Genomic DNA, 25,569 nt, shown 5'->3' on the forward strand with positions numbered 1-25,569 from the left:
ATGCCGCTCCGCGAAAAGACGTCATTGCATGGCTGCCGCGGTCGCCGACCCGGCATATGATTCGACGAATTCCCGATACGTCGACGCAATTCCCTGCTCCAGTCCAATCGTTGCGTGCCAGCCCATCTTCGCAAGGCGCGAAACATCCAGCAATTTGCGCGGCGTGCCGTCGGGTTTCGACGCGTCGAACACCAGCTCGCCCTCGAAACCCACCGCCTTGCAAATGCACTCCGCCAGTTCCCGAATCGACAAGTCTTCGCCAACCCCGACGTTGAAAAGCCCTTCGGTCACGTTGTTTTCGAGCACGAACAGCGTGGCGGCGGCAAGATCGTCGACGTGCAGGAACTCGCGACGCGGTGTGCCCGAGCCCCATACCGTCAACGTGTCGGCGCCCGAGCGCTTCGCTTCATGCGCCTTGCGCAGCAGCGCCGGCAACACGTGGCTGCTGTTCAGATCGTAGTTGTCGTTCGGCCCGTAAAGATTGGTCGGCATCAGCGAAACGTATTGCGTGTTGTATTCGCAGTTGTACGCTTCGCAGAGTTTCAGGCCGGCGATCTTCGCGATGGCGTACGCGTCGTTGGTCGGCTCGAGCGACGACGTCAGCAGATACTCCTCGCGAATCGGCTGCGGACACTGCTTCGGATAAATGCACGACGAGCCGAAGAACACCAGCCGCTCCACCTGTGCGCGATACGCCGCGTGAATCACGTTGGTTTCGATCACCAGGTTTTCATAGATGAATTCGCCCGGCCGCGACGCGTTCGCGAGAATGCCGCCGACGCGCGCCGCGGCAAGCAGCACGACGTCGATTTTTTCGCTCTGGAAAAAGCGGTTCACGGCGGCCTGATCCGTCAGGTCGAGTTCGAGCCGCGAGCGCGTGACCACGTTCGTATAGCCGGCCGCGCTCAACCTTCGGACGAGCGCGGAACCGACCATGCCGCGGTGGCCCGCGACAAAAATGCGTGACTGTTTGTTCATCGCAATCACTCGTGATGTTCGAGCGCCGTGAAGCCGGCGAGCGTGACGAGCGCGTCACGACGTGCAATCTGGAAATCCGAGCGCACCATCTCTTTCACGAGCGATTCGAACGACGTGGTAGGCTGCCAGCCGAGCTTCGCATGCGCCTTCGACGGATCGCCGAGCAGCGTCTCCACTTCGGCCGGCCGGAAGTAGCGCGGATCCACACGGACGATCACGTCGCCCGGCGACATCCGGGTCTCGCGTCCTTCTACCTTCTCGACAATGCCGATCTCGTCGACGCCAGAGCCTTCGAAGCGCACCGTCACACCCAATTCAGCGGCTGCATGCTGAACAAATTGACGCACGCTGTATTGCACGCCGGTGGCGATCACGAAGTCCTCAGGCTGATCCTGTTGCAGCATGCGCCATTGCATCTCGACGTAATCGCGCGCATGGCCCCAATCGCGCAACGCGGACAGATTGCCGAGATACAGCGTCTTCTGCATGCCCACCGCGATCCGCGCAATGGCGCGCGTGATCTTGCGCGTCACGAACGTCTCACCACGCACCGGCGATTCGTGATTGAACAGAATCCCGTTGCATGCATAAAGACCATAGGCCTCGCGATAGTTCACCGTCGTCCAGTACGCAAACATCTTCGCTACCGCGTACGGACTGCGCGGATAGAACGGGGTGGTTTCCGATTGCGGCACCTGTTGCACGAGGCCGTAAAGTTCGGACGTCGACGCCTGGTAAAATCTCGTCTTATTCTGCATACCTAAGATTCGGATCGCCTCGAGAATGCGCAGAGCGCCAAGACCGTCGGCGTTAGCTGTGTATTCCGGCTCTTCGAATGAAACGGCGACGTGGCTTTGCGCCGCCAGATTGTAGATTTCGTCCGGCTCCACGCGCTGGATCACACGCAGAATGCTGGTGGAATCCGTGAGGTCGGCGTGATGCAGAAAAAGGTGCTGCTCGGGATCATGTGGATCGCGATACAGGTGATCGATCCGGTCCGTGTTGAACAGCGACGACCTGCGTTTGATACCGTGCACGTCGTAGTTTTTGGCGAGCAAAAGCTCGGCGAGGTACGACCCGTCCTGCCCCGTGATCCCCGTGATCAGCGCGACCTTGCGTTTCATGAAGGCTTCTCCAGTTGAATTTTGACTACTTGTGGCGAGAAACTCGGCCGCGATTTCAGCCCGCGATGCTGTCGTACCCGTAATAGCCGCCCTGATAACCCGAGCCGAGGAACGCCCCCTCCTGCGGCACGTCGGTGAGCAGTACGCCCCTGAGTCCGACGCCGCCATTACGAAGACGCTTGGCGGTCTCGGCAATTTCATTCAACGGGTGACGGCCGTGGCGAACCACCAGCAGCGTCGTGCCCGCATGCTTGCCGATCAGGGTCGAGTCGGTCACGGCAAGGACCGGCGGCGTATCGATGATCACGAGGTCGTAACGCGTTTTCAGCTCCTCGAGCATCGACTCGAAGCGCGAACTCATCAGCAACTCGGACGGATGCGAAGGCAGTGTGCCCTTTGCCAGCACGTCGAGACCGGGCAACACGTCGCGCTGGATCATGGCACCCAGATCGCCGCCGCTCAGGACGTCAGAGAGGCCCGGCTGATGCGCGATGCCGAAGTGCGAGTGCACGTCGCCGCGCCGCATGTCACCGTCGATAATCAGCACGCGCTTGTTCGCCGACGCGACGAGTGCCGCGAGATTCACCGACAGGAACGACTTGCCCGCATCGGGCCGCGAGCCGGTGATCATGACGACGTTGTTCGCAGCATGGTCGAGCGAAAGCTGCAGCGAGGTTCGCAGATTGCGCACACCTTCCACGGCGATGTCCTCGGGCGCCTGCTGCGCGAGCACATGCAGACCGCGCCGGCGCAGCATCACGTTCTCCTGCAGCCGCAATTGCGTCTGGCTGCGCGGCACCACCGCGAACACCGGCACGCCGAGCACCGCTTCCAGTTCGTCCGGACGCTCCACGCCGCCGTACATGGCACGCTTGAAGAAGGTCAGCAGAATGCCGAGCACGAGGCCGCCGCCCAGCGCGATGAGGATAGCAATCACGCGCTTCGGACGCACCGGCTCATCGGGCGCTTCCGCGAAATCGACCACGCGCACGTTGCCGACCTGGCCGGCTTTCGCCACGCGCAACTGCTGCGCGCTGTTCAGGAGGTTCGTGTACAGCTCGGTGTCGACATGCACGTCGCGCAACAGACGCAATGCGGTCTGCTCCGTGTCCGGCATCACCGAAACGCTGCGGTTCATGTTGGCCTGCGCACCTTGCAGCGCGGCGATCTGCGCATCAAGGGAAGCCACGGCCGGGTGATTTGCCGTGAACCGTTGCAACATCTCGGCGCGTTGCGTTTGCAGGTCGAGCAGCTTCGTCTTGTTGTCGACGATCTGCTGGAGCAGCAGGCGGCTCTCTTCGCCCAGATCGACGGTGCCGTGCGTGTTGCGGAACTTGTTGTAGCGCTGCTCCGCTTCGTCGAGCTCCTTGCGCAAGCCCGGCAATTGCTGATCGAGGAAGGCGAGCATGTGTTCGGCTTCCGTCGAGCGGCTTGCAACGTCCTGGCGCACAAATTCACGCGCCATGCTGTTGACGATCGCGGCGGTCAACCCGCTATCGCTACCCTCGAGACTCGCGCGAATCACGCCGGATTGCAGGGCGGTTTCCTGCACGACCAGTGCCTTCTGCAAACGGTCCACGGCGCTCAAGGTCGATGTGCGCTGCAGCTCGAATTGCGAGCCCGGGGCACCGGTCAGCGCGTCGACACGCAATGCGATAGGACCGTCCGCCGTATCGGTCTCCACCGTTTCGCCCACATGGCCGGACAGGATCGCGATACCGTTCCTGTCGCGCAGCACGTACGAACGGTCGCTGCCTGCGATCAGCGTGAACGTCGTGTCGTACATCTCCTTCGACGTATCGAAGCGCGATACCGAAATGCTCTCGTTGCCCCACGCGTAGCCCGACAGATTGATGAACTGGGGCAGCTTGAAACCCCACTGCCCGTTCACCAGCCCCGCGATCAGGCCGCCGATAACCGGCATATAGCGCGGCGTCGCCGTGATGTCGAGGTGCAGCTTCCTGACGGTTTCTTCCGTCACGAGACGCGACTTGAGCAGCTCGATCTCCGCTGCCGTCGACGGTTTCGTGTCGAACATGCCGGTGAGCGGCGGCAAGGATTCCTTACCATTCGCATTGGCATTCGCCGTCTTGTCCTCGACGTGGAACAGCACGTCCGCCCGGTAGGTCGGCGGGGCAAGAAACGCGTACGCGCACCCCAGCGCGAGCGCGATCAGCGTCACCGTTGCAATGGTGCGCCAGCCCCGCACGATCGTGCGGAGATAGTCCGACAGATGCAACTCGTCCGGTCCGGACACGTCGGTATAACGGTTCTCGAAGTTGATAGCCATGTTTGGTCTCACCCAGCATAACCCGCGGTTTTTCTGATTTGCTTTATACGGTCTTTACTTCGCTACGACGACACCTGTGACAGCCGCGTTGATCGCGGGCAGCAGCAGGTTCAGGATACGGTTGAAACGAACCAGCCCACCCTGGCCTACATACACGACGTCCTTCGGCTGCAGCTCGAACTGGTTGGCGAGGATCATCGAAACCGGCGACCTTGCATCCAGGTGGTAAATCTGCGGCGAATCGCTCGTCGAATTGCGGATTACGAACAGCTGCCGCGTTGCAGCCGTGGCCTGGTCGAAGCTCCCGCTGTCCGAAATGGCTTGCGAGAGCGTGAGCGAACCGTTGCGCATCGGCGTGACAGTCGCAGGCTTGTTCACCTCGCCCATCACGTAGACGCCGCTGTCTTCGCGCGAGGCCACGCGAACCGCGTCGCCCGGTTGCAGATAGATGTTCGACGGGTTGTGGCCGCGCTTGAGCAGATCGTCCATGTTCAGCTGATACGTGACGCCGTTGCGGATCAATTCGACGCGGCTGCGGTCCGCATTCGGGCTGAAGCCGCCGCTCTGGCTGATCGCGCTCGTGAGCGACATCGTGATGTCGTTCAGCGACTGGGCACCCGGCGTGCGCACTTCGCCGTCGATGAAAACCTGCGCATTACGGAAAGACGCCACACGCACGGTCACTTCCGGCTTCTGATACACCTTGCTCAAGCGGCTATACAGTTCCTTCTGGATCGTGCCGACATCCTTGCCGGCCACATGCACGGTGCCCGCATACGGAAACTGCACGTCGCCCTTCTCGTCGATGAGAAAGCCCGAGGCCGCATCCGAAGACTTGGCGTTCTGCGCGGGTTGGCCGAGCGCCGCCGCGAGTTCAGGGTGATCCCACACGACGATCTGCAGCACGTCGCCCGGGCCCACGCGGTACGGACCAGGCTTGCCGAACAGCGCGAGCGTAGCCGGCGGCAACGGGGCAGCGGCCTGATCCGCATGCATCTTGCGCAGCAGCGCGAGATTGATATCGGTAATTGGTATCGTCTGCTGCTGTGACGGTTCGCTGCTGAAATCGCCGCCCGTTTCCTGAAGCGTGGCAGGCGTTTCCATCCGCTGGCCTGGCGCGGCGGCGCAGCCCGCGAGCAGTGCAGCGATAGCGAAAACCGAGAGACTTCCCGTGCGTGTACCAAGCGAGCTCATAACTTTTCCTCCTTGCGCAAAAGCGAATGTCCCCGGAAGGAGGCACCGCCTTGCGTGCTTTGTTAACAACTAGTAAGCGTTTCGATGCACCAGTCCGGCGACAATCGTCGCGCCGATAATCCGCATGTCCAGCGCGAACGACCAATGTCCCAGGTAGTACAGGTCATGTTCGACGCGACGTTCCATCTTTTCGATGCGGTCGGTCTCGCCACGAAAGCCGTTGATCTGCGCCCAACCTGTAATGCCCGGCTTGATCCGATAGCGATTGATGTAGCCCGCGACCACTTTCTGATAGAGGTCGTCGTGCTCGAGCGCATGAGGACGCGGTCCTACGACCGACATGTCGCCACGCAATACGTTAAAAAACTGCGGCAGTTCGTCGAGGCTCGTACGGCGCAGGAACGCGCCGACTTTCGTCACACGCGGATCGTTGCGCGTCGCCTGCCTGAGGGTGCCTTTTTCCTCTGTGTGCAGGCGCATCGAACGGAATTTGTAAATCGTGAAGACGCGTCCGTCCGCGCCCTTGCGCTTCTGCCTGAAGAACACCGGCCCACGCGACGAAAGCTTCACGGCAATTGCAATAGCCACGAGAAGCGGCGCAAGACAGATAAGCGCGGTCGCGGCGAACAGACGGTCGAAGATCTCCTTCTTCAACATCGAGTTCGCCGACAGCGGCGATGCGACCAGATTGATGGCCGGCACGCCGAGCAGGTCGATCACACCGCTGCCCTCGAAGAGCGCGAGGCTGCGCACGTCCGGCATGAAGCGGATGTTCACCAGATCGTCGCGGAACTCGCCGACGAGCGAGCAGATGAGCGGCTCCTCCGCCAGCGACAGCATCAGCCACAGTTCGTGCACATCGTTCGTGCGGATGAAGTCCGCGAGCGCATCCACGGTGTCGAAAACGGGTACGCCCGTACTCGTCACCGGCGATTTCTGCGGGCTCGTGTTGTACACCGCCGCCGCGCGAAAACCCGTGGTCGGTGCCGATTCGATGCGGCGGATGATCGCGTCGCATTGCGATCCGCTGCCGACTATCGCGACCTGATGCAGATTCATGCCCGCACCGCGTGCCCGCGCAAGCACCGCGTGCGTGATGAGCCGGTACGAGATCAGCAAGCCGCCCGTCACAGCGGTCCAGTACGAAAACCATAAACGCGAGACGAAGTCGCTGCGATGCAGCGAGTACATCAGCACGAGCGCGCTGCCTTGCACGATCAGCCACGCGAGCGACACCTGGCCTGCCAGCGCGAGCTTCGAACGGCCGCGCCACGATTCATACACGCCGAACGCCGGAAAGATGGCGAGCGCAAACGCAGCTGCGAACATCACCAGCGCCCAATAGAAGCCGGATTGAGCGAGGTAGTCGAAACGGATCTGCGACGCGACCGCCGCCCCCGCGAGCACCAGCGCGACATCGAACATTCGCGCGAGTAAATCCTGAAACCTGCGCATTTTGCTTACCTCGTACTGGCCGTTCCTGTCCGCAACCCGCCGGCACGCTGTCTATGAACAGCGGCCGTAGTTGTCGTTGAATCGCACGATGTCGTCTTCCCCCAGATAGGTGCCCGACTGAATTTCAATGATTTCCAGCGGCACTTTCCCCGGGTTTTCGAGCCGGTGCCGCGTGCCGAGCGGGATGTAAGTCGATTCGTTCTCGCTCAGCAGGAACTGTTCGTCGCCACGCGTGACAAGCGCGGTGCCGCGCACCACGACCCAATGTTCGGCGCGGTGGTGATGCAGTTGCAGCGAAAGCTGTGCGCCCGGCGTCACGACGATGCGCTTGACCTGAAAACGCTCGCCGTGATCGATCGAATCGTAAAAGCCCCACGGACGGTGCACCTTGCGATGCGCGTCCGCCTCCGGCGCGTGCTGCGCCTTGATGCGCGCCACGAGACCCTTCACGTCCTGCACGTGCGAGCGGTCCACCACGAGCACGGCGTCGGCGGTTTCGACCACGACCACATTCGTGGTGCCGACGCACGCGACGAGGCGCCCTTCCGAATGCGCATAGCTCGACACCGCGCCTTCGAACGTCACGCGGCCACGTCCCGCGTTGCCGTTGGCGTCTTTTTCCATGGCGGCCCACACGGCGTCCCATGAACCGAGATCGGACCAGCCTGCTTCGAGCCTGACGACCACGCCGGCCGGCACTGCATCGGCTGGCTGCGCGGCGTCGGTGTTTGCGGCGTCTGCTGCTTCGCTCAGGCGCTCCATCACCGCATAGTCGATCGAATCGGCCGGCGACTTCAAAAACTCATCGACGAGCGGGCGGAAATACGCGCCCTCACTGCGGCCGCCGCCGAATGCGCGCTCGCAGGCCGCATGCATGTCCGGTTGCAGACGCTTGAGCGTATCGAGCCACACGCTCGCGCGCAGGATGAAGATGCCGCTGTTCCACCAGTACGTCCCCGCTGCCACGTATTGCGCGGCGATTTCCTCTGCGGGCTTTTCGACGAAGCCGTCGATCGCATGCGCGCCATCGCGCAGCGCGGCGCCGATACGGATGTAGCCGAAGCCCGTATCGGGGCGCGTCGGCGGTACGCCGAGCGTCGCGATCGCGCCTCGTTCCGCATAACCTGCCGCGGTTTCCAGCGCAGCCTGCAACGCATTCACGTCGGCAATCGAATGGTCGGCCGGCATCACGACGAGAATGCCGTCCTGACCTTCGGCACATGCAAGCGACGCAGCGAGCGTCAACGCGGGTGCCGTATCGCGACGCGCCGGCTCGACAATGAGCCGCGCCTCCACGCCGTTCTCGTGCAGTTGCTCGGCAATCACGAAGCGGTGCTCCTCACCGCATACGATGATCGGCGAAGCGTCCACCTGCCAGCCGGCGGCAAAATCTTTCATGCGCCGTGCGGTGGCTTGCAGCAGCGAATCGGAGCCCACCACGTCGATGAGCTGCTTCGGATAGTTCTCGCGCGACACCGGCCACAGCCGCGTACCCGAGCCACCCGCGAGAATGACCGGGACAATGCGCGTGCATCGCGCGCCGACAGCGTCATCGCCGGCATTGGGCGACGTTTTGTTTCCAGCTCCCTGAGTCAACATATTCGTAATCCTTATGATGCTTTGAAACCACCAAAACAGACGCCGGAGACCGCGTGCAGCGAGCGGCCTCCGGCTGGCTCCGTCGACGCTACTGGCCCACCATGCGGCGGCTCTGTATCCGGAACTCGGTAGGCGAGATCCTCATGCGTTTGCGGAACACTTTGGCGAGCCGATCGCCGTTGCCCATGCCGGTGCGGCGCGCAATTTTGTCGACCGGCAATTCAGATTCAGTCAACAGGCTGCATGTCACGGCAAGGCGCTCATGCAGCAAAAAACTCGAGGGCGTGATGCCCATTTCCATCTTGAAGCGGCGCAGGAAGTTGCGCTCGCTCATCGCCGCAAACTGCGCGGCGTCTGCAATCGAAATCGATTGCTGGCAGTTTTCCTGAAGCCACCGGGCTGCGGCCCGCACCTTGTCGCCCGGCGTGAGCGCTCCGTCTTCGCTCAGAAGCGGCGCGAGGTTCGAGCACGAATCGGCGAGCAGGCGCTCCGCCACCGTGCGCGCGGTCGCGGCGCCCAGGTCGCGCTTGATCATCGCGAGCGCGCTTCGCATCGACTCGAGCCGATCGCCCGCATCCGCGGTCTGCTCGGCCTGGCGGGATGCTTTCGATGACTCCTGCAATGCCTGGCTCTCCTGTGCATCCGGCACATAGGCGGCATCGAGCAGCGCGCGGCCTTCCGCGATCGGGCGGATCATTCCGGTGTTGTGCCGCACGCGGCGCAACCAGGCGATCAGCCGTTCGTCCCTTGCAGCGGCAATTGCGCCTTTGCCGCCGGCCACGTACAACGCGTCAAAGCCGCTGTAATGTCTTGCGTCGAGGCCGTCGGTCCACACTTTGAGACCCGACGACGAGGTCACCATGCCGCCGTCGGCCGAGAGGAAACAGACGTCGTAGGAACATCCGCTCGCGCTCGAGGAAGCCAGTTCATTCGCCGCCTGAAACACTTCGGCTACGACGCCCGCACCTTGCAGCGAGCAGTCGTTGAACATCAGGATCGCGATGCGACGCATGCCTTTGTTCGGTGCATGCACCCAACGCAGCATGGAAGACTCGAGACTCGCGCAGGTCATAGCTATCCTCACCGGAAACGGATTTACTTTCACCATCAACGGCCTCACCGGGCCGACCTCTGAGCAGTGCATCATAGCCACGAGCCGTCAAGTATTTAGCCGCCATGACCGATAGTGCTGACATGTTGGCGCATTGACGGGAGTGGCTGGCCGGTGAATTTTCGGCAATATTCTGCCGCCACCGGATTGCACCGAATTAATTGCCGATTCCGCATATCATTGAATTGGCGTTGTGCGAATGTTAGTGCAAACCCAAAGCCGATTTCGTTCGCCACCGCACACTGCATCGCTACTCAAAAAAGGGCGGTTACAATTCAATCCACATGTCGAATGGCTACATACAAAGCGGTTTTTACCTGTCATGCGCCATTTACCGGATAATGTCTCCCGGCGGCCGATCTTTCCCGTGGAACTTGTCGCGCGGGTTTCGGCTGACGATACAAACCGCCTGCTTCAATTACACGAAGCAGTGTCTAATATAGGCACTTTACGGAGCCTTTCAGTTATTTAATTTGTTCTTATTGGGTGCATTCAATATAAATATGGCGATTAATGTTTCAGTCCTGAAACATCGCAATAACTGCAGTTAAGAAGACAGCGCAATTGACGGACCCGCGTCCAATAAGGCCACGCTGGAGGGCGGTCAGAAACCGCCATAAGATTGCCGAAAAGCACTATGCGCTTTCCGCGAGATGTGGCGACGGACACTACAGTCAGGCGGCTTGCGCCTGGTGATCTAGCAGTTTGACGACGTTCGTGCGTCAAGACGCGCCGCGAACGTCACGGGGGAATACATGTCGAATTCAAACAAAAATCGCGGAGTGCGAAGCGTTGTAGGCCAGTTCGCGATGCGCGCGCGCGCATGGCGGGCCGCCGTCGTCGCCGCCGCGCTCTGCGTCCCCGCTGTTCAAGGCAACGCGGCGGCGGCAGGCGCATCGTCCGTGCGTGTCGACACGAAGCTGTCCGAGGCACGGCAACAAGCCGAAAGCGCGGGCCAGAGCCTGCGCTGCTCCGCACCTTCCTCGCAAACGCGCGCCGCGCCGGCGGGCGATCTTATCGAAGCCGACACGCCGGGCGACGGCACGCGCCTCTTTGCCGCATCGAAGCCGTTCGGCCTCGTCATCACCACGCGCGCGCCGCAAAGCGACACGCTGGACTGGCAGATACGCGACACGTGGAATGTTGTGCGCGCAAGCGGCAGTTTTAATGTCGCAACGGGCGCCCTATCGTCGGCGCTCAGTTGCACGTCCACAGTAGCGGGTTATTTCGCCGTGTCGGCGTCGCTTGAACGCGCGCATGGGCAGCTGGAATCGCGCGGCACGCGGCCCGCGGGCATCGCCACCTTCGGCGTGCTGCCCGATACCGCAGCCACATTGCCCGCCGCGCGCTTTCCCTATGAAGATCTGCACCGGTTCGGCGGCCAGGGCACCGCCTACCTCGCGCCAGGCCAGCATTGCTGCGACGGCGACGGCTATCGCCCGGTCTATACCGCGCTCGGTCTCACCTGGGTCAACGACAACCGCAACTGGTACATGGAAGAGCCCGACAGGCCCGGCACGTTCGATCCCGCGACCAAACAGCTCACGCCGTACTTGCAGCGTGGCGACATCATGCGCCTCATTCAGCTCGACGGCATTCCCAAATGGGCGAGCCCGACGGCGAAGGAGACCCACAGCTATGCACCGGTTTCCCTTTCGCAGATGAAGGATTACATGGCGAAAGTCGGCGCGGAATCGAACCGCGTCCGCGCAACCTACTTCCCGAAGCAGCGCGACAACTATTACCAGGTGACGTGGGAGCCGGATGCGGACGGCGGATTGCCGTGGCGCGACAGCGACGCCCATTTCATCGCGATGTACAAGGCCGTGTGGGAAGGCATCCATCAGACGGACCCGCATGCGGTGGTGATGGGTCTCACGTATTCGTCCGTGCAAGGCAATGTGACGTGGATGCGCCGCCTGGGTCCGCTTGGCGTCGGCCGCTATATGGATGGCATGACGGTGCACGGTTATTACGACATCGGCACGACGCCGTCTCATCCGCCGGAGCGCGTAACCGACACGCGCAATGAGGGCACCGTGCCAGGCGCGCTCGCTTCTTCCATGCGCGCCTTGCGCCATGAACTGCGGCAATACCTGAAGCCCGGCGCGCCGCTTTTTGTCACCGAAACGGGCATCAGCTACGACATCGGCGAGTCGTACGGCAAGCATTATCCGGGCGCCGATGTGCTGTATGCGCAAGCCGCGGTCGTCGCGCGCACGCATCTGATCCTGCTCGGCGAGGGCGCCGACATGACCTATGTGTTCTACCTCGCCGATATGCCGGACGCCGCGCCGGGCTACGGCATTTTCTTCGAACTCGAGCACGACAAGGGCGCCTACGGCCCGTCACACATCAGCCCCAAGCCCGCCGCGCTCGCGGTGGCGGCCATGACGCGCATAGTCGACGGCACGGCGACGCTCGGCCCGCTCAAGGGTCTGCCAAAAGGCGTGTATGGCTATGCATTTCAGAGGCTCGGCGGCGGCAAGATCGTCACCGCGCTGTGGAGTCACGACAACGAAAAGTGGAGCGCTAAAACCGGCTTCAACGCGGGGCAGAGCACCGAATATCGATTGCGTGTCGACGCTCCAGGCACGAGCGGCACCGTCACGGCGCTCGACATGATGGGCAACGCGACACCAGTACCGTACCGCGACGGCCTGGCGAGCGTGAAGCTGTCGCCTACCCCTCTCTACGTCGTGTCGAACAACGCAGATGTATTCAAGGACGCCGTCACGACGCCGGAAGGCTATATCGCCCGCCAGGTGCCCGAACCCATGCCGCCGTCTGCCGGCAAATCGCCTGGCGGCGCGCGCGGCGCAATAGCTAGGTAGCGCACAGAAAGTCCGGACCGCTGAAGTTAGCATCTGTTCGACGCGCTGGAGCCGCCCGATGAACAGCATTGGATGGATCGTGCTGGTGCTGGCCGCGATTGTCGGGGCGATTATCGGCGCGTTCGTGTTCGCGGCAGCCGGCACGGTCGTGCTCCTGCTGCTGATCGCTTACGTGGCGGACAAGCTGACTCGCGGCGACGACAACCGCGGCGACTATTAGCGGCTGCCGCCACGCAAACACCGCCGGGCACGACGCCCTCGCTCAGGAACCGACATGCTGACGGAGCTCGACTTTCTCGACGTTGTTCGTCTGACGCCGCTCGTGGCGATCGATCTGATTGTTAGCGATGCAGACGGACGCATTCTGATCGGCCATCGCCGCAACCGGCCCGCGCGCGGGACGTGGTTCGTCCCAGGCGGGCGCATTCTGAAGGACGAAACGCTCGATGCCGCCTTCTCGCGCATCGCCGACGCGGAGCTCGGCGTGGCGAAGCTCGCGCGCGCGTCTGCCCGGTTCGAGGGCGTATTCGAACACCACTACAGCGACAATTTCGCAGGCGAGCCTGGCGTGTCGACACATTACATCGTGCTGGCTTACGCGTTCTCCCTCGCGCACAGCGAGCGGCTCGGCCGGCCCGATCAACACAGCGACTATCTGTGGCTTGCGCCGGCGGAGCTGCTGGCGCGCGACGACGTACACGACAACACCAAAGCCTACTTCCGTTGACGATGCCGCGGCACCTGCGCAAGCGGCCCGCCTGAATGCTCTCGCACAGTGTTACCGCGGCAACGTGGATCGTCAGATGATTGCAGTATGATCGAGCCCACCATGACGGCTCGAATCCACATGCGATCAACGGCGGCCAGTTTTGTTCGGGGGGCCTGCACTGCGCTCATCGCGGCATTTTTTATGGCCGCGTTTGCGGCGGGCGCGCGCGCCGCCAATTGCAGCGCGGGCACGCTCGTCACAGTCGTCGCCCATCTCGACGACGACCTGCTGTTCGTCGATCCCGCAATCAGCGAGCGCCTTGATGCCGGATGGTGCATCACCACCGTGCACCTGATCGGCGGCGCGAACGGCGCGAACTTCTCCTATGTGCTGACGCGCGAGCGGGCCTCGCGACTCGCCTACGCGCGTATGGCAGGCGTGCCCGACGTCTGGAATGAATCGAACGTTCAGATTGCCGGCAAGCTCGTACACGAAATGGTTCTGAAGGCGAAACCGCAGATTCGCCTGCTCGAATTGCGCCTGCCGGGCGGCGGCGTGCGCGGCGGCCGCGAGCCGCTCGGCCTGCTATGGGAACAGCACGCGACGCTGTCCACCTATCCGATGAACGCAGACGGCTCCGCCCGCGTGAAATATGACCGGGATGCGTTGTCCGCCACCTTGCGGGAGATACTCGCCAAGGCCTCGCAGATCTACACACTTAATCCGGACACCGTACCATTTATCGAGCACCCCGATCACATCTACGCGGCGCGCATCACGCGTCATGTCGCGCAGACGCTCGGTAAAAGCGTGCCGATCGTCTATCACGTGACCTATCCGACAGGCGGCTGGCCCGGCAACCTCCCCGCCGCCGAGGTGCAGCGCAAGCGCGATATTGTCGCCAGCTACTTTTCGATCGACGGAAGCGAGTCCTCGCACGTGTTCGGCGAGTTCCAATGGGACGGCAACTGGATCGCGCGACGCTATGCCTTCGCGGACCGAAGCGATCGCCGCGTGCCGGATTTCGTCGCGCGTCCCATCAGGCTATTTAATGTGGCGACGAACCGCTGCGTGACCGCGAGCGTGAGCGGCCAGCCGCCTACGCTCGCCGCCTGCAACGGATCGCCTGCGCAGCAATGGCGATGGGAACCGCTCACGGTCTATCCCGGCAACACGCGTAACGCGGCGCTCGTGAGTGTGGCCACGTCGCAGTGCATCGCGGAACGCGACGGTCATCTGCGCCCGGAAAGCTGCGATCAATGGGATCTCGCGCAGCGCTGGACGCCGTGGGACTTCGGCCTCGTCTACACGCCGATGCGTCACTGTCTGGGTGAAAACGGCGGCAAGCTGACCATGCGCGGCTGTACGGCGCTCACCACGCGCTATCGCTGGGCCACGACACAGCGCATCCAGGCAAACGACCTGCGGCTCGCCACGGCGATGTATGGCGACGTCACGGGAACGGGTGAGCCGTCTGCCGTCTATGTGCAGCGGCAGCACGACGGGCCCGGATTCAACGTCTATACAGCGGCGCTTGGCGAGCCCAAACCGCCGGCGCTGTGGTATGCAGGAACTGTTCCATTCGATCCGCGCGCCACCGCGCCGAGTTGCTCAGGCGTCAAGCTCTGCTTTGACAGCGCGCGCTTTCTATTGGGCGACTTCGACGGCGACGGCAAAGCGGACCTGATGATCGTGACCGCGCGCAAAAACGGCACCGCATTCTGGCTGCTGCGCAGCACCGGCGGCCATTTCGACGCGCCGCGCCTGTGGCTGCAAACGAGCCCCGCATTCAAGCCCGAGCTGACGCAGCAATACGTGGCCGCGGACTTCACCGGCGCGCATCGAGCCGGCGTGCTGATCGCCCAGAAGCGCGCCGATAGCGGACTCGATATATGGATCGCATCGTCGAACGGAACAACGGATGCGGCCGCCGCGCCGGTGCTGGTTGCCGAGGCCAAGGGGCTCGCGCAGAACGCCACATTGCTGCCATTCGGCAACTCAGGCGCGCGCGCGTCGCTCGCCGCATTGGAGACGGTGCAGGAGCGCGTCTCGCTCACGGTCATCAGCAACGACAATCTTCGCATGACCATCGGCGAACGCAGGATGTTGCCGGCCAACTTCATGTCCGGTTTCGTGAAAATAGCCGTCGCATCGCTACGCGGCGACGATCGCGACACGCTCATGCTGCTCACGCCGCGGCTTGACGGCACGGACGCCGACGCACAGATCGACATCGCCGCGCTCAACATGGCCGACCCGGCGGCCGAACCGGTGCACGTCGCTTCGCTGCGCGGCATGTCGTGGTCCGACGTGTTCCCGGCCTATGTGCGCGATAAAAACGGCGCCGCACTCGTGCTGTACCGCAGAGTGGACGCCACGCTTGGCGACTTCTACTTCACAGGCGGTGCTCCCGCGCTCCTGCGCTATCCGCTGACAAACGGCTTTGCACTCGGTACGCCACAGGATCTGGGGGAACTGCCGGGGCTCTTCTCGGAGACGGTGAGGATCGATCGGCTCGCGCCATAGCCCGCGCGCGGCCGGCCGAAACGTTCAGGCCGAGATCCGCAGCGGCTCGGCAAACTTGCGCACAATCGACATATAACGGTCAGCGGTATCGTGCAGCGTATAACCGGCGAGTTGCCGATGCGCGCGCGGGGTGTGGAGCGCGTTGACGAGCGCGTGGCCATACGCTTCGACGTCGGTCGTGTCGACGAGACTGACGCCCGCGAAGTTGCTCGCGAAACCGAACGACGGAATCCGGTTGGCCACGACCGGAATGCCGGAGGCCAACGCTTCGAGAAAACCGATACTTTGCGCTTCGAAACGCGAGGGCATCGCAAAGACGCACGACGCGCGCAGCACCGCGGCGACGTCCGAGCGCGGCCCGCAGACGCTGACCTTGCTTTCCAGACCCAGCTGCCTGACAAGCGCCACGACCGCCCGGTGATAGTCGAGCTCTTCGACCACGCCGCACAGCAGCAACCGCGCGTCGGGCTCGACCTGCAACACGCGTTCGAACGCGCGAACGGTGTCGAGCTGGCTTTTCCCTTCTATATAGCGGCCAAGCTGAACGATCTGCTTCGACGGCACCGCGCTGTCCCGCGCGGGCGGGGTATCGTGCGCGGCAAAGAGCGACGCGTCCACTCCATTAGGAATCACAACCATCGACGGATGCCTGCCGATCTCGCGCATGTAGTCGTCAATATTCTGCTGTGAGACGCCGATGATGGCACTGGCCCGCCGCGACAGCAGGCGCTCCGCGCGCTTGAGCGCACCGTTTTCGAAGTCGTTGACGCCCGAGTGCATGACCCATGCAATAGGCGTCTGCACCGGCAGAAGACGCACATACAACGCAGCAAGCGTCGCGTGTGCGATGATGAAATCCGGGCGGAACTCGCGTACCACGCGGTACAGGTGCACGAGTTTGCCTACCCGTCCATGCCGCACCGAAGGAAAGCGGCACATGACGCCGGCTGCATTGAGCTCGGCGCGAATATCGACGAAATCGTCCTGCTGCGGCAGCAGCGACGTCATACAGACTTCGTGCCCGGCGCGCTGATGGTGAATGGCAAGACCTTTTACGAGTACTTCTGCCCCGGACAATCGTGGTGCGTGAACCAGTTGAAGAATCCTCACGATTTATCTCTCTGATGACCGCCCGCCTTGCGGCGGCAGGACAAGCCGCCCTCGTGAGCAACGGCTCACTCGACGCCCTCATCCGATAGTTGGTATGTGGCGCGCATTTAACGCGCGTCGTTTCCGAAACCCGCGACTCGCCGATGCGGCGTCAACCGTCGCCGGAAAACGTTACACCCAACATCCTGCAAATTTGCGCCAAGGCCAAGACTTCTTCGGCTTACGAATGAGCGGTATCGCCCACTCAGAATGCGAATCTCGCCGGCGCGGCACTCAGCCATCCTCTTTCTCACCGACACGGCGCGAGCCGCAGCGGAGAAATACGGGCGCGACAGCACATTCAGCAAAGATACGAACAAAGCAAATCTTGCCGATCGTTTTGACGCTTCGCGCCTCCCGCGGACGCATCGCGGCAATAAAGACATCGACTCGTGCAACAGCGCGCTCGGACGACACGGCGCGCAACCCGCGCTACTTCGAAATATCTTCCAGCGCGATATCGCGCGTCTTCGGGCCCAGCGTGCCGATCGCGAGCATCACGATCACCATGGCGCTGGAAATGAAGGCGAACACGCCGTTCACGCCAAACTCCCTCAGACATCCCGCGATCACGAACGCGGAGAACATCGCCGAGAGACGGCTCCACGAATAGACGAAACCGACGGCGCGCGCGCGAATGCTGGTGGGAAAGAGCTCGGCCTGATACGCGTGATAGCTGTATGAAATGATATTGCCGGCGAGCACGAGGCACACGCCGAGACTCACGAGCAACACCGTCTCGCGCGCCTGGCTGAACAGGAGGCCACACACCACATTGACCGCCGCCATGCAGATGATCACCGTCTTGCGCTCGAAGCGGTCCGCAATCAGCAAACCGAGCAGCGGCCCGAGCGGCGCGGCCACCGCGATGATGCTCGCGTACATCAGGCTCGTCGTGACCGTGATGCCCTGCTTGATCAACAACGTCGGGATCCAGTTCGCGAAGCCGTAGTAACCCATTGTCTGGAACACGTGAAAGATGATCAGCATCAGCGTGCGCTTGCGATACGGCGGCGCGAGCAGATCGCGGAAAGCGGCGCGTGCGCGCACCGGCTCGGGCACAGCGGGTGCGGGCAGTGCGCGTCCGTATTCGCGCTCGACCCGCGCTTCCAGCCGCGTCATGATCGCGTCGGCTTCGTCGATACGGCCTTTTTGCGCGAGCCAGCGTGGGCTTTCCGGCAAACCGAGGCGGATCCACCATACGACGACCGCGCCCACTACCCCCGTCAGCACGACGAGACGCCAGCCGTCGAGACCGAAGTACTGATGCGGGACGAGCAGATACGATAAGAACGCGACGATCGGCACCGCGCAGAAGCCCACCGCCTGCGAGCAAGCAGAAGCACGGCCGCGCACATGCTTCGGCACGAGCTCGGAGATGTACGTGCCGATCGTCACGATCTCCACGCCAATGCCGATGCCCGCGATGAAGCGCCATACGTTGAGCCCAAGCGCGGTGTCCTGAAACGCCATGATGATGTTGGCCGCGGTGTACCACAGCAACGACCACGTGAAGATGGCGCGCCGCCCGAAGCGGTCGGCGAGAAAACCGCACGCGGCGGTGCCGATAAAGAGGCCTGCAAACAGCGCGGCAATGAAGCTCGCGACACCGCTCGTGCCAAAGAGGCCATGCGTCGTCGCGGTGAGAATGCCGCTCTTCACGAGTCCCGGCGCGATGTAGCCGGAGAACATCAGGTCATACAGTTCGAAAAAGAGCCCGAGGCTCAGCAACATGACGAGCTTCCAGATGGAACGCGTGGCAGGCAGGCGGTCGAGCCGCGCCGAAATGCGCGCGCCGCCCAGCGCAATGTCTTCGGCACGGCTGCCCGCCGACGCGCCCGCGCCCGCCGGCACGCCAAGCGCGCCGGCATCGCCGAGCGCTGTTGCATATACCGTTTGATTCGACGACTTCATCGTCTGTCTCCTTGAATGCCGGTCTCTCGCCGGATGAACCTGATTGATCTCGTGCGCGACACGAGCCGCGCCCGCGAAGCCGCCCGCTCAGGCGGCTTCGCGCGGCGTTTGAGCCGAACCGCTCGGCGCCGATGTGACGGCCGCGATCCGCGCCTCGTCGTAACCGAGCTCGCGCAGCACCTCTGCCGTGTGCTCGCCGATCTTCGCAATCGGTTGACGCGGCTGCAAACGCGCGCCGTCGATCGAAATGGGCAGCAAGGGCATGGCGGTTTCGCTGCCGTCGTCGAGCGTGAGACGCGCGAGGCCACCGCTTTCGTTCAGATGCGGATCGTCGAACAGTTCTTCGGGCTTGACGATCGACGCAAACGGAATATGGTCGCGCTCAAATTGCGGCACGAGCGCCGCGCCCTCGAATTGGCGCAGCGTTTCGCCGAGCGTCTGCAGCAGCCAAGCACGCGCGAGCACGCGGTCGTTGTTGGTCGCGAGACGCGGGTCGGCGAGCAGATCCGCGCGGCCGAGAATCCCGCACAACGCGCGCCATTGACCGTCGCCGGTCGCGGCAATGAACATCTGCTCGTTGTTGGCGAGCGTGAACACGTCGTACACGGCCCATGCGCTGATGCGCTCAGGCATGGGCGCCGGTGCAACGCCGGTCGCCGCATATTGCTGCATGTGCTGCGCGGACAGCAGCACGCAGTTCTCGAAGAGCGCGCTCTGCACTTCCTTGCCGCGCCCGCTCGCATGCCGTTCGTGCAGCGCGGCGAGCACGCCGATCGCGCCGAACATGCCGCCCATGATGTCGTTGACCGAACTGCCGGCACGCAGCGGACGGCCTACCGGGCCTGTCATGTAGGCGAGGCCCGCCATCATCTGCACGACTTCGTCGAGCGCGAGCCGATGCTCGTACGGCCCGCTCAGAAAGCCTTTGTGCGATACATAGATCAGTTTCGGATTGCGCTCGCGCAGCGACGCATAGTCGAGACCGAGGCTCGCCATGCGGCCAGGCTTGAAGTTCTCGACGAACACATCGGCGGTATCGACAAGTTCATGCAGCGCGGCGAGCCCCGCTTCGCTGTCTAGATCGAGCGCGACACTCTTCTTGTTGCGATTGAAAGTGCGGAAAAAGCCCGCGCCGGTGCCGAGCAAACGGCGCGTGCCGTCGCCGCGCGGCGGCTCAACCTTGATGACTTCGGCACCGAGGTCGCCGAGAATCATTCCGCAAGTCGGGCCCATCACCATATGCGAGAGCTCGATCACACGAATGCCGGCCAGCGGCAAGGCGGTTTGCGGCGCGTCCGAAGCGGAAGTCACGGTAGAAGAAGAGGCGTTCATTGCAGCACCTGCGAGCAGGAAGGAGATGAGGGTTCAATGGCTGGCGAGCGCGCAAACTGCTTCGGCACACCGGCGCGCGCGAGATAGCCGTACAGCGGCTCGCCCGGCAAGGCGTCGGCGAGCACGTCGCGCGACGCGATAAGACGCGTCAGGTCGATGCCCGTCTCATAGCCCATGCTGTCGAGCATGAAGACAAGGTCTTCGGTGTTCACGTTGCCGGTCGCGCCAGGCGCATGCGGACAGCCGCCGAGCCCGGCGAGCGACGCGTCGAATTCACGAATGCCGTGTTGCAGCGCGATCAGCGTATTCGCAAGACCGAGCCCGCGCGTGTCGTGGAAATGCAGCGAGCGCAGCTTCTCGCCGGCCACGCCGCGCACGAGTTCGATGATCTCGCCGACCTGGCGCGGCGTCGCTTCGCCGGTCGTGTCGCCGAGTGCGATGACATCGGCGCCAGCGTGCACGGCGGCGCGCGCAATTGCGGCGATGTCGCCGTAAGGCACCGCGCCTTGCAGCGTGCAGCCGAATACCGTCGACAAACCGGCGATCAATTGCACGCGCCGCGCGCCTCTATCTGACGCATGGCTCGCCGCGCTGTCGATCGCCTCGCGCATTGCCGCGAAGGCGTCGATCATTTCCGCCGGCGTCTTGCGCACGTTCGCGAGGCTGTGCGCGTTGCTCACGGAAATCGGCGCGACGATCCGGTGCACGCCCGCTTCGAGCGCGCGCTGTGCGCCCTTCAGGTTGGGCACGAGCGCCGTGACGATCAGATCTTTGTAGCCGAGCGCGTGCGCGATGACCTCGTCGGCATCGGCCATTTGCGGCAACAGCTTCGCCGGCACGAAGGACGCCACTTCCATATGCCGCACGCCGGCTGCATACGCGGCATCGATCCAGCGCCGCTTGAATTCGGTGGGCATGGTTCGCGCAATGCTTTGCAGACCGTCGCGCATGCCGACTTCGGTCACGACGACGCGCTCCCTCCTATCACTCATGGTTTGAATCCTGCGGAAAATGCGGGGAAATGAAGCACGGATCACAGCGTGCCTGCGCGCGGCCGCCTGGCAAAGTCTGCGTTGACGAAGCACTCCATCGCCGTTGACGATGGCCCGCAAGGCAAGCGGGACGGGCATGCGCCGTCACAAAGGGGAAACCCTTAAGGGCTTTTCAGAAGACGCGCGAACACGTGAACCGCAAAGACGGCGCGAGCGCTTAAGCCCCGCGCAACAAATGATCGAGCAGATGCGATGCGGCCAGCGTCAGCGCGCCGCGGTCGCGCACGCAGATCACGAAGCGCCGCTCCGCCCACGCCTCGCGTAACGGCACGGCGACGATGCCGTATTCGTCGGCGGCGTGGCGGGGCAGCGCCTCCGCCGGCAGAATCGCCACCGCGAGACCGGCCTGGATGAAGCGATAGGCGGCGTCGAACGTCGAGACGTAGGTGCGGTAGTTGAGCTCGCGCCCTTTCTCGGCCGCGATACGCTGCATCAGCGCATTGACGGACGCATTCGAAGCGAGCCCGAGATGATCGAAAGCGAGCGACTGCTCGAAGCCGATGCTGGCCTCGGCGGCAAGCGGGTGGCCGCGCGGCACGATCAGCGCCAGATGGTCGGCGCGGTACGGCAGCGCTTCCAGACTGCCCATCGGCACGACATCGCGGCAAATGCCGAGATCCGCGACGCCTTCCTCGAGCCCGCGCACGATCTCCGCGCTCACGCGCTCTTCCACGTCCACACGAATCTGCGGATGGGCTTTCAGGAACTCGGACAACGCCTCGGGCAGAAATTCCACCATCGACGAGACATTCGCCAGCACTCGCACATGCCCGCGCGCGCCGGCCGCGAATTGGCTCAGCTCGGCCTGCAGCCGCTCGTGGCCGCGCATGATGAGCCGCGCGTGCCGCAAGAGCGCCTCGCCGGCGGCGGTGGGGCGCACGCCGCGCTGACTGCGCGAGAGCAACGCGACGTCGACGAGCGCTTCGAGATCGGCGAGCCGCTTGCTGACCGCCGACGGCGCAATGAACTCGCGCTCCGCAGCGCGCGCGATCGTGCCTTCCTCGCACACGGCGATGAACAAGCGCAACGTCACCTGATCGATCTGCCACATGCGCGCGGCTCCTAAAATTGAAGTGCGGAAAATTATGCCCGAGGACGGGCGGCGGCCGGCGCCATGCGGCACGATCCCAGGGTATCCACGGTTAATTCCGAACGCGCGGCGCCCGGCTTGCTCGCAGGAGCGGCTGTGGCTATGCTGGGCGGTGCTTGCGGCAGCCGGTGCACACAAGCCATCACAACACGCCAACGGAACCCGCCATGTCCATGACGAGCCTCTTTTTCACCGCCGCCGGTGTCGGCCTCGCGATTGCTGCGCCGGTCGGCCCCATGGGCATGCTCTGCATTCGCCGCACGCTGACGGGCGGTCCGCGCGCGGGTCTTGCCATCGGGCTCGGCATTGCGAGCGGCGATGCATTCTACGGCCTGATCGCGGCGCTCGGCCTTGTCGGCATTTCGCAGTTCATGCTGGCCTACGACCGGCCGCTGCATCTGCTCGCCGGGCTGTTTCTGCTGTATCTCGGCGTGCGCACGCTGCTGCAGAAAGCGCCCGCGGATACGGCCGACGGCGCACAGAACGGCAACGGCAACGGCAAGCTCGCGCAAGTGGGCCGCGCGGGCGCGCTGCGTGCGTACGCGAGCTCCCTGCTGCTCACGCTGACCAACCCGCAAACGGTCATCATGTTCGCCGCGCTCTTCACCACACTGGCGCCGCGCGGTGCGTTTTCGTCGGCGATCGCGCTCACCACGGTCGGCGGCGTGTTCTGCGGCTCGATTGCGTGGTGGTGCTTCCTCGTGACCGTCGTGTCGCTCGCGCGCCATGCGATCGGCAGCAAGTTGCGGCTTGCCATCGACCGGCTCGTCGGCGTCATGCTGGCGGCGTTCGGCGTCGTGGAGATTCGCCGCGCGCTTTGAGCGCTGCGTCGCCCGAAAGCCGCCCCGACGGCCGCGCTTCTGCGCATTCCGTACGCCCGGGCTTCAGTTTTGCGACAATAGCGGCTTTCGCCGCGCCGGTCGCCGCCTTTCTTGCCGTTTCCGCCTCGTGTCGGCGGTCGAGGCACGCGCGCGCTGCCCGTGCCCTAACTGTCAATCCACCGACCGCCCGCGGTCCCTTCAATGGCTCTTCCGCATATCGATCTGCTGTATTCCGTCTCCGGCCTGTTCGTCGGCTTTCTGGTCGGCCTGACTGGCGTGGGCGGCGGCTCGCTGATGACGCCGATTCTGGTGCTGCTCTTTAACGTCCATCCGGCGACGGCGGTCGGCACCGACCTGCTCTACGCGGCCGCCACCAAGGCGACCGGCACGCTCGTCCACGGCCTGAAAGGTTCCGTCGACTGGCAGGTGACGCTGCGGCTTGCCGCCGGCAGCGTCCCGGCGGCCACGGTCACGCTGCTACTGTTGCACCGCTACGGCATGGACACGCCGGGCGCGAGCCGGCTGATCCAGCTGGTGCTCGGCGCCGCGCTGCTCGTCACGGCCGTGGCACTCGTGTTCCGCCCGCAACTCGCGGCGCTGGGCGCTCACCGCCGGCGCCCCCCGAGCCAGGGACGCACGCTTGCCCTCACCATGCTGACGGGCGCCGTGCTCGGCATGCTGGTATCGCTCACCTCGGTGGGTGCCGGCGCAATCGGCGTGACCGTGTTGCTGCTGCTTTATCCGATGCTGCCGACCATGCGCATCGTCGGCTCGGACATCGCGCACGCGGTGCCGCTCACGCTGCTCGCGGGCGCGGGCCATTGGCTGCTCGGCTCGGTCGACTGGTCGATGCTGCTGTCGCTGCTGATCGGCTCGCTGCCGGGCATCGCGGTGGGCAGCATGCTGTCCACGCGCGCGCCGGATGCGCTGCTGCGCAACCTGCTTGCCGCCACGCTCACGCTGGTCGGCCTGCGGCTCGTGGTGGCCTAGCGCGAGCCGCACCCCTCGACGTCACTTGAAAAAACGGCAGGTCAGATCGGCTTCGAACTGTCTGACCCACTGGCCGTGGTGGTCGTAATAGGACTGGGCCCAGCCGCCGCGCCGTACAGTGACAAGACGCTCATGGGTGGAATCGGCGGAATCCGCGTGGATGCTGACGTCGAAATGCGCGGGCGCGAAGCCGTGCCGCGCGCAGACGAGCTCGAAGGCGGCCCGGTCGCCGATGGGCAGGTCTGTATAGCGCAGAACCGTGGTTTGCATGGCGATGACTCCTGTCTTCATGCACACAGTACGCTTCGCGCGGCGGCAGAAATGTGTCGTCCCGCACAGTCGGATAACGGCGGCGGGCGGGGCCGGGCGCGCAGGCATCGGACCGATGTCATCATCGCCGCGTCAATAATCCGTCAATAATCGCGTGGCAGAAAACAAAAAAGCCCCGGCGCAAAGGCCGGAGCTTTTTCACCTGCATCGACACGGCGCATGGCGCGCGCCAAGCCGCCCGAACTGCCGGCTTCGGCGCGGCTTGCCTGCCGCTCAGTGCGCCGTTGCGGCGGGCTTCGCGCCGCGCCCGCCGCGGTTCTTACTGCTGCATCACCGTCAGCTTGTTCGACACCGACGTCACGCCCGCGACGCCCTTGGCTGCCTCGCCGGCCGCGTCGATCTGGCCCTGGTCGGGCACCGAACCCGTCAGCGTCACTGCGCCGCCACGGGCACGCACGGAGATGTTCGACACGTCGACGCCCTGCGCCTTCGAGATGGCAGCGCGCACCTTGCGACCGAGCTGGCTATTGGCCTTCTTGCTCGCCTTCGCGCTGGCGGCGGGGGCGGCAGTCGTGCCCGTTGCCGTTGCATCGCTTGCCTGAGCATAGACATTGCATGCCACCACCATTGCCACCACCGAGCCCAGCGTCTTCAGAAAACCGACCGATTTCATGTTTCTTCTCTCCTTAGCTTCATATTGGACCGCTTGAATAAGCGGCTTCGTTACGACTACCTGCGGCCCTGCCCAAAAAGCCGCACGCGACGAGGCGCGCGGCGAGGCACTGGCCGGCTGTGGCTGCGACACGAGATGCGAGAGGCAAAGAGAGGCCGGCTGCCATGTGCCGCATGCGATGACGACGACGCGCATGCAGTGCGGTATGGAAACCGGCGAGCCGCGATATCCGCCGGCGCGCCCGGTTCTTGTGTGTCGTGCCGGGTCGCGCCGCGCGAAACCTGTGTTCGCGGCAGCGATGCACAATTTAATCTAGCCGGGCCAGAAGCGCAAAGGGTTTAGTCGGATGGGATGCGCGCGGGTGTGAACGGCGTGCGCCGTCGTCACTTTTTGTTACCGCTTTCTCGGCGCCCGCCGCGGCCGCGCGTTCCGCCGGCGCGGCAATCTCAGGTACCATC

The 25,569-nt window shown here is 63.7% G+C and carries 20 protein-coding genes; 6 read left to right on the forward strand and 14 right to left on the reverse strand.

The window, feature by feature from the left end; translation table 11 throughout:
* Positions 1-21 precede the first annotated feature (21 nt).
* The 7 genes from HV711_RS19210 to HV711_RS19240 all read right to left on the reverse strand — a co-directional run bounded on the left by HV711_RS19210 (position 22) and on the right by HV711_RS19240 (position 9,712).
* Positions 22-978, reverse strand: a complete 957-nt coding sequence (locus tag HV711_RS19210; protein WP_013587250.1) for a GDP-L-fucose synthase family protein — start codon at positions 976-978, stop codon at positions 22-24.
* 5 nt (positions 979-983) lie between these two features.
* Positions 984-2,102, reverse strand: coding sequence for a GDP-mannose 4,6-dehydratase (gene gmd, locus HV711_RS19215; RefSeq protein WP_013587249.1), 1,119 nt, complete (start codon positions 2,100-2,102; stop codon positions 984-986).
* Between the two features lie 55 nt (positions 2,103-2,157).
* Positions 2,158-4,392, reverse strand: coding sequence for a polysaccharide biosynthesis tyrosine autokinase (locus tag HV711_RS19220; RefSeq protein WP_035485981.1), 2,235 nt, complete (start codon positions 4,390-4,392; stop codon positions 2,158-2,160).
* Between the two features lie 54 nt (positions 4,393-4,446).
* Positions 4,447-5,586 carry a polysaccharide biosynthesis/export family protein gene (locus HV711_RS19225; RefSeq protein WP_013587247.1) on the reverse strand — a complete coding sequence of 380 codons (1,140 nt, stop codon included), beginning with the start codon at positions 5,584-5,586 and terminating at the stop codon, positions 4,447-4,449.
* A 69-nt stretch (positions 5,587-5,655) separates the two neighbouring features.
* Positions 5,656-7,041: an undecaprenyl-phosphate glucose phosphotransferase gene (locus HV711_RS19230; RefSeq protein ID WP_013587246.1), complete on the reverse strand. Its 1,386-nt coding sequence runs from the start codon at positions 7,039-7,041 to the stop codon at positions 5,656-5,658.
* A 51-nt stretch (positions 7,042-7,092) separates the two neighbouring features.
* Positions 7,093-8,640, reverse strand: a complete 1,548-nt coding sequence (locus tag HV711_RS19235) for a mannose-1-phosphate guanylyltransferase/mannose-6-phosphate isomerase (RefSeq protein ID WP_035485984.1) — start codon at positions 8,638-8,640, stop codon at positions 7,093-7,095.
* Positions 8,641-8,728: 88 nt separating this feature from the next.
* Positions 8,729-9,712 carry a helix-turn-helix domain-containing protein gene (locus HV711_RS19240; RefSeq protein ID WP_028362730.1) on the reverse strand — a complete coding sequence of 328 codons (984 nt, stop codon included), beginning with the start codon at positions 9,710-9,712 and terminating at the stop codon, positions 8,729-8,731.
* A 794-nt stretch (positions 9,713-10,506) separates the two neighbouring features.
* Here HV711_RS19240 and HV711_RS19245 point away from each other — a divergent pair.
* The 4 genes from HV711_RS19245 (at position 10,507) to HV711_RS19260 (ending at position 15,820) form a co-directional block, all read left to right on the forward strand.
* The gene (locus tag HV711_RS19245) at positions 10,507-12,585 is read left to right on the forward strand and encodes a hypothetical protein (RefSeq protein WP_082201631.1); all 2,079 of its coding nucleotides are present in this window, start codon (positions 10,507-10,509) and stop codon (positions 12,583-12,585) included.
* A gap of 58 nt (positions 12,586-12,643) precedes the next feature.
* The gene (locus HV711_RS19250) at positions 12,644-12,805 is read left to right on the forward strand and encodes a hypothetical protein (protein ID WP_175145202.1); all 162 of its coding nucleotides are present in this window, start codon (positions 12,644-12,646) and stop codon (positions 12,803-12,805) included.
* Positions 12,806-12,859: 54 nt separating this feature from the next.
* Positions 12,860-13,312: a GDP-mannose mannosyl hydrolase gene (locus HV711_RS19255; RefSeq protein ID WP_013587241.1), complete on the forward strand. Its 453-nt coding sequence runs from the start codon at positions 12,860-12,862 to the stop codon at positions 13,310-13,312.
* Positions 13,313-13,495: 183 nt separating this feature from the next.
* Positions 13,496-15,820 (forward strand): RICIN domain-containing protein, encoded by a 2,325-nt coding sequence (locus HV711_RS19260; RefSeq protein WP_082201632.1) that lies wholly within the window; start codon positions 13,496-13,498, stop codon positions 15,818-15,820.
* A 24-nt stretch (positions 15,821-15,844) separates the two neighbouring features.
* Here the strand turns inward: HV711_RS19260 and HV711_RS19265 are convergent, their stop codons facing one another.
* The 5 genes from HV711_RS19265 to HV711_RS19285 form a co-directional block, all read right to left on the reverse strand.
* Complete coding sequence (locus HV711_RS19265; protein ID WP_035485995.1) at positions 15,845-16,930, reverse strand: glycosyltransferase family 4 protein; 1,086 nt, start codon at positions 16,928-16,930, stop codon at positions 15,845-15,847.
* 471 nt (positions 16,931-17,401) lie between these two features.
* Positions 17,402-18,883: an MFS transporter gene (locus tag HV711_RS19270; protein WP_035485998.1), complete on the reverse strand. Its 1,482-nt coding sequence runs from the start codon at positions 18,881-18,883 to the stop codon at positions 17,402-17,404.
* Positions 18,884-18,970: 87 nt separating this feature from the next.
* The gene (locus tag HV711_RS19275; protein ID WP_013587237.1) at positions 18,971-20,215 is read right to left on the reverse strand and encodes a CaiB/BaiF CoA transferase family protein; all 1,245 of its coding nucleotides are present in this window, start codon (positions 20,213-20,215) and stop codon (positions 18,971-18,973) included.
* Positions 20,212-21,207 (reverse strand): hydroxymethylglutaryl-CoA lyase, encoded by a 996-nt coding sequence (locus HV711_RS19280; protein WP_035486001.1) that lies wholly within the window; start codon positions 21,205-21,207, stop codon positions 20,212-20,214. The genes HV711_RS19275 and HV711_RS19280 overlap by 4 nt, the downstream gene beginning before the upstream one ends.
* A gap of 217 nt (positions 21,208-21,424) precedes the next feature.
* Complete coding sequence (locus tag HV711_RS19285; protein WP_013587235.1) at positions 21,425-22,318, reverse strand: LysR family transcriptional regulator; 894 nt, start codon at positions 22,316-22,318, stop codon at positions 21,425-21,427.
* Positions 22,319-22,524: 206 nt separating this feature from the next.
* Between HV711_RS19285 and HV711_RS19290 the strand changes: the two genes are divergently transcribed.
* Both HV711_RS19290 and HV711_RS19295 read left to right on the forward strand, forming a co-directional pair.
* Positions 22,525-23,178, forward strand: coding sequence for a LysE family translocator (locus HV711_RS19290; protein WP_028362735.1), 654 nt, complete (start codon positions 22,525-22,527; stop codon positions 23,176-23,178).
* A 201-nt stretch (positions 23,179-23,379) separates the two neighbouring features.
* Complete coding sequence (locus tag HV711_RS19295) at positions 23,380-24,168, forward strand: sulfite exporter TauE/SafE family protein (protein WP_013587233.1); 789 nt, start codon at positions 23,380-23,382, stop codon at positions 24,166-24,168.
* Between the two features lie 21 nt (positions 24,169-24,189).
* On the opposite strand, the gene HV711_RS19300 is transcribed toward HV711_RS19295, so the two are convergent.
* Together HV711_RS19300 and HV711_RS19305 are read right to left on the reverse strand one after the other, a co-directional pair.
* A complete protein-coding gene (locus HV711_RS19300) occupies positions 24,190-24,438 on the reverse strand; it encodes a hypothetical protein (protein ID WP_013587232.1) in 249 nt (82 codons plus the stop codon).
* Positions 24,439-24,757: 319 nt separating this feature from the next.
* Entirely contained in the window at positions 24,758-25,111 is a 354-nt protein-coding gene (locus HV711_RS19305) for a BON domain-containing protein (protein ID WP_013587231.1), read from the reverse strand.
* Positions 25,112-25,569 lie beyond the last annotated feature (458 nt).

Origin of the sequence: Paraburkholderia phenoliruptrix (genome assembly GCF_902859825.1) — a bacterium.
In the GTDB taxonomy this organism is placed as follows: Bacteria; Pseudomonadota; Gammaproteobacteria; order Burkholderiales; family Burkholderiaceae; genus Paraburkholderia; species Paraburkholderia phenoliruptrix.

Coding starts and splice junctions, on each gene's coding strand:
- HV711_RS19250 (WP_175145202.1), top strand. CDS start 12,644: ATGAACAGCATTGGATGGATCGTGCTGGTGCTGGCCGCGATTGTCGGG.
- HV711_RS19285 (WP_013587235.1), bottom strand. CDS start 22,318: ATGTGGCAGATCGATCAGGTGACGTTGCGCTTGTTCATCGCCGTGTGC.
- HV711_RS19260 (WP_082201632.1), top strand. CDS start 13,496: ATGGCCGCGTTTGCGGCGGGCGCGCGCGCCGCCAATTGCAGCGCGGGC.
- gmd (WP_013587249.1), bottom strand. CDS start 2,102: ATGAAACGCAAGGTCGCGCTGATCACGGGGATCACGGGGCAGGACGGG.
- HV711_RS19230 (WP_013587246.1), bottom strand. CDS start 7,041: ATGCGCAGGTTTCAGGATTTACTCGCGCGAATGTTCGATGTCGCGCTG.
- HV711_RS19225 (WP_013587247.1), bottom strand. CDS start 5,586: ATGAGCTCGCTTGGTACACGCACGGGAAGTCTCTCGGTTTTCGCTATC.
- HV711_RS19280 (WP_035486001.1), bottom strand. CDS start 21,207: ATGAGTGATAGGAGGGAGCGCGTCGTCGTGACCGAAGTCGGCATGCGC.
- HV711_RS19290 (WP_028362735.1), top strand. CDS start 22,525: ATGTCCATGACGAGCCTCTTTTTCACCGCCGCCGGTGTCGGCCTCGCG.
- HV711_RS19235 (WP_035485984.1), bottom strand. CDS start 8,640: ATGTTGACTCAGGGAGCTGGAAACAAAACGTCGCCCAATGCCGGCGAT.
- HV711_RS19210 (WP_013587250.1), bottom strand. CDS start 978: ATGAACAAACAGTCACGCATTTTTGTCGCGGGCCACCGCGGCATGGTC.
- HV711_RS19255 (WP_013587241.1), top strand. CDS start 12,860: ATGCTGACGGAGCTCGACTTTCTCGACGTTGTTCGTCTGACGCCGCTC.
- HV711_RS19245 (WP_082201631.1), top strand. CDS start 10,507: ATGTCGAATTCAAACAAAAATCGCGGAGTGCGAAGCGTTGTAGGCCAG.
- HV711_RS19220 (WP_035485981.1), bottom strand. CDS start 4,392: ATGGCTATCAACTTCGAGAACCGTTATACCGACGTGTCCGGACCGGAC.
- HV711_RS19270 (WP_035485998.1), bottom strand. CDS start 18,883: ATGAAGTCGTCGAATCAAACGGTATATGCAACAGCGCTCGGCGATGCC.
- HV711_RS19305 (WP_013587231.1), bottom strand. CDS start 25,111: ATGAAATCGGTCGGTTTTCTGAAGACGCTGGGCTCGGTGGTGGCAATG.
- HV711_RS19275 (WP_013587237.1), bottom strand. CDS start 20,215: ATGAACGCCTCTTCTTCTACCGTGACTTCCGCTTCGGACGCGCCGCAA.
- HV711_RS19295 (WP_013587233.1), top strand. CDS start 23,380: ATGGCTCTTCCGCATATCGATCTGCTGTATTCCGTCTCCGGCCTGTTC.
- HV711_RS19240 (WP_028362730.1), bottom strand. CDS start 9,712: ATGACCTGCGCGAGTCTCGAGTCTTCCATGCTGCGTTGGGTGCATGCA.
- HV711_RS19300 (WP_013587232.1), bottom strand. CDS start 24,438: ATGCAAACCACGGTTCTGCGCTATACAGACCTGCCCATCGGCGACCGG.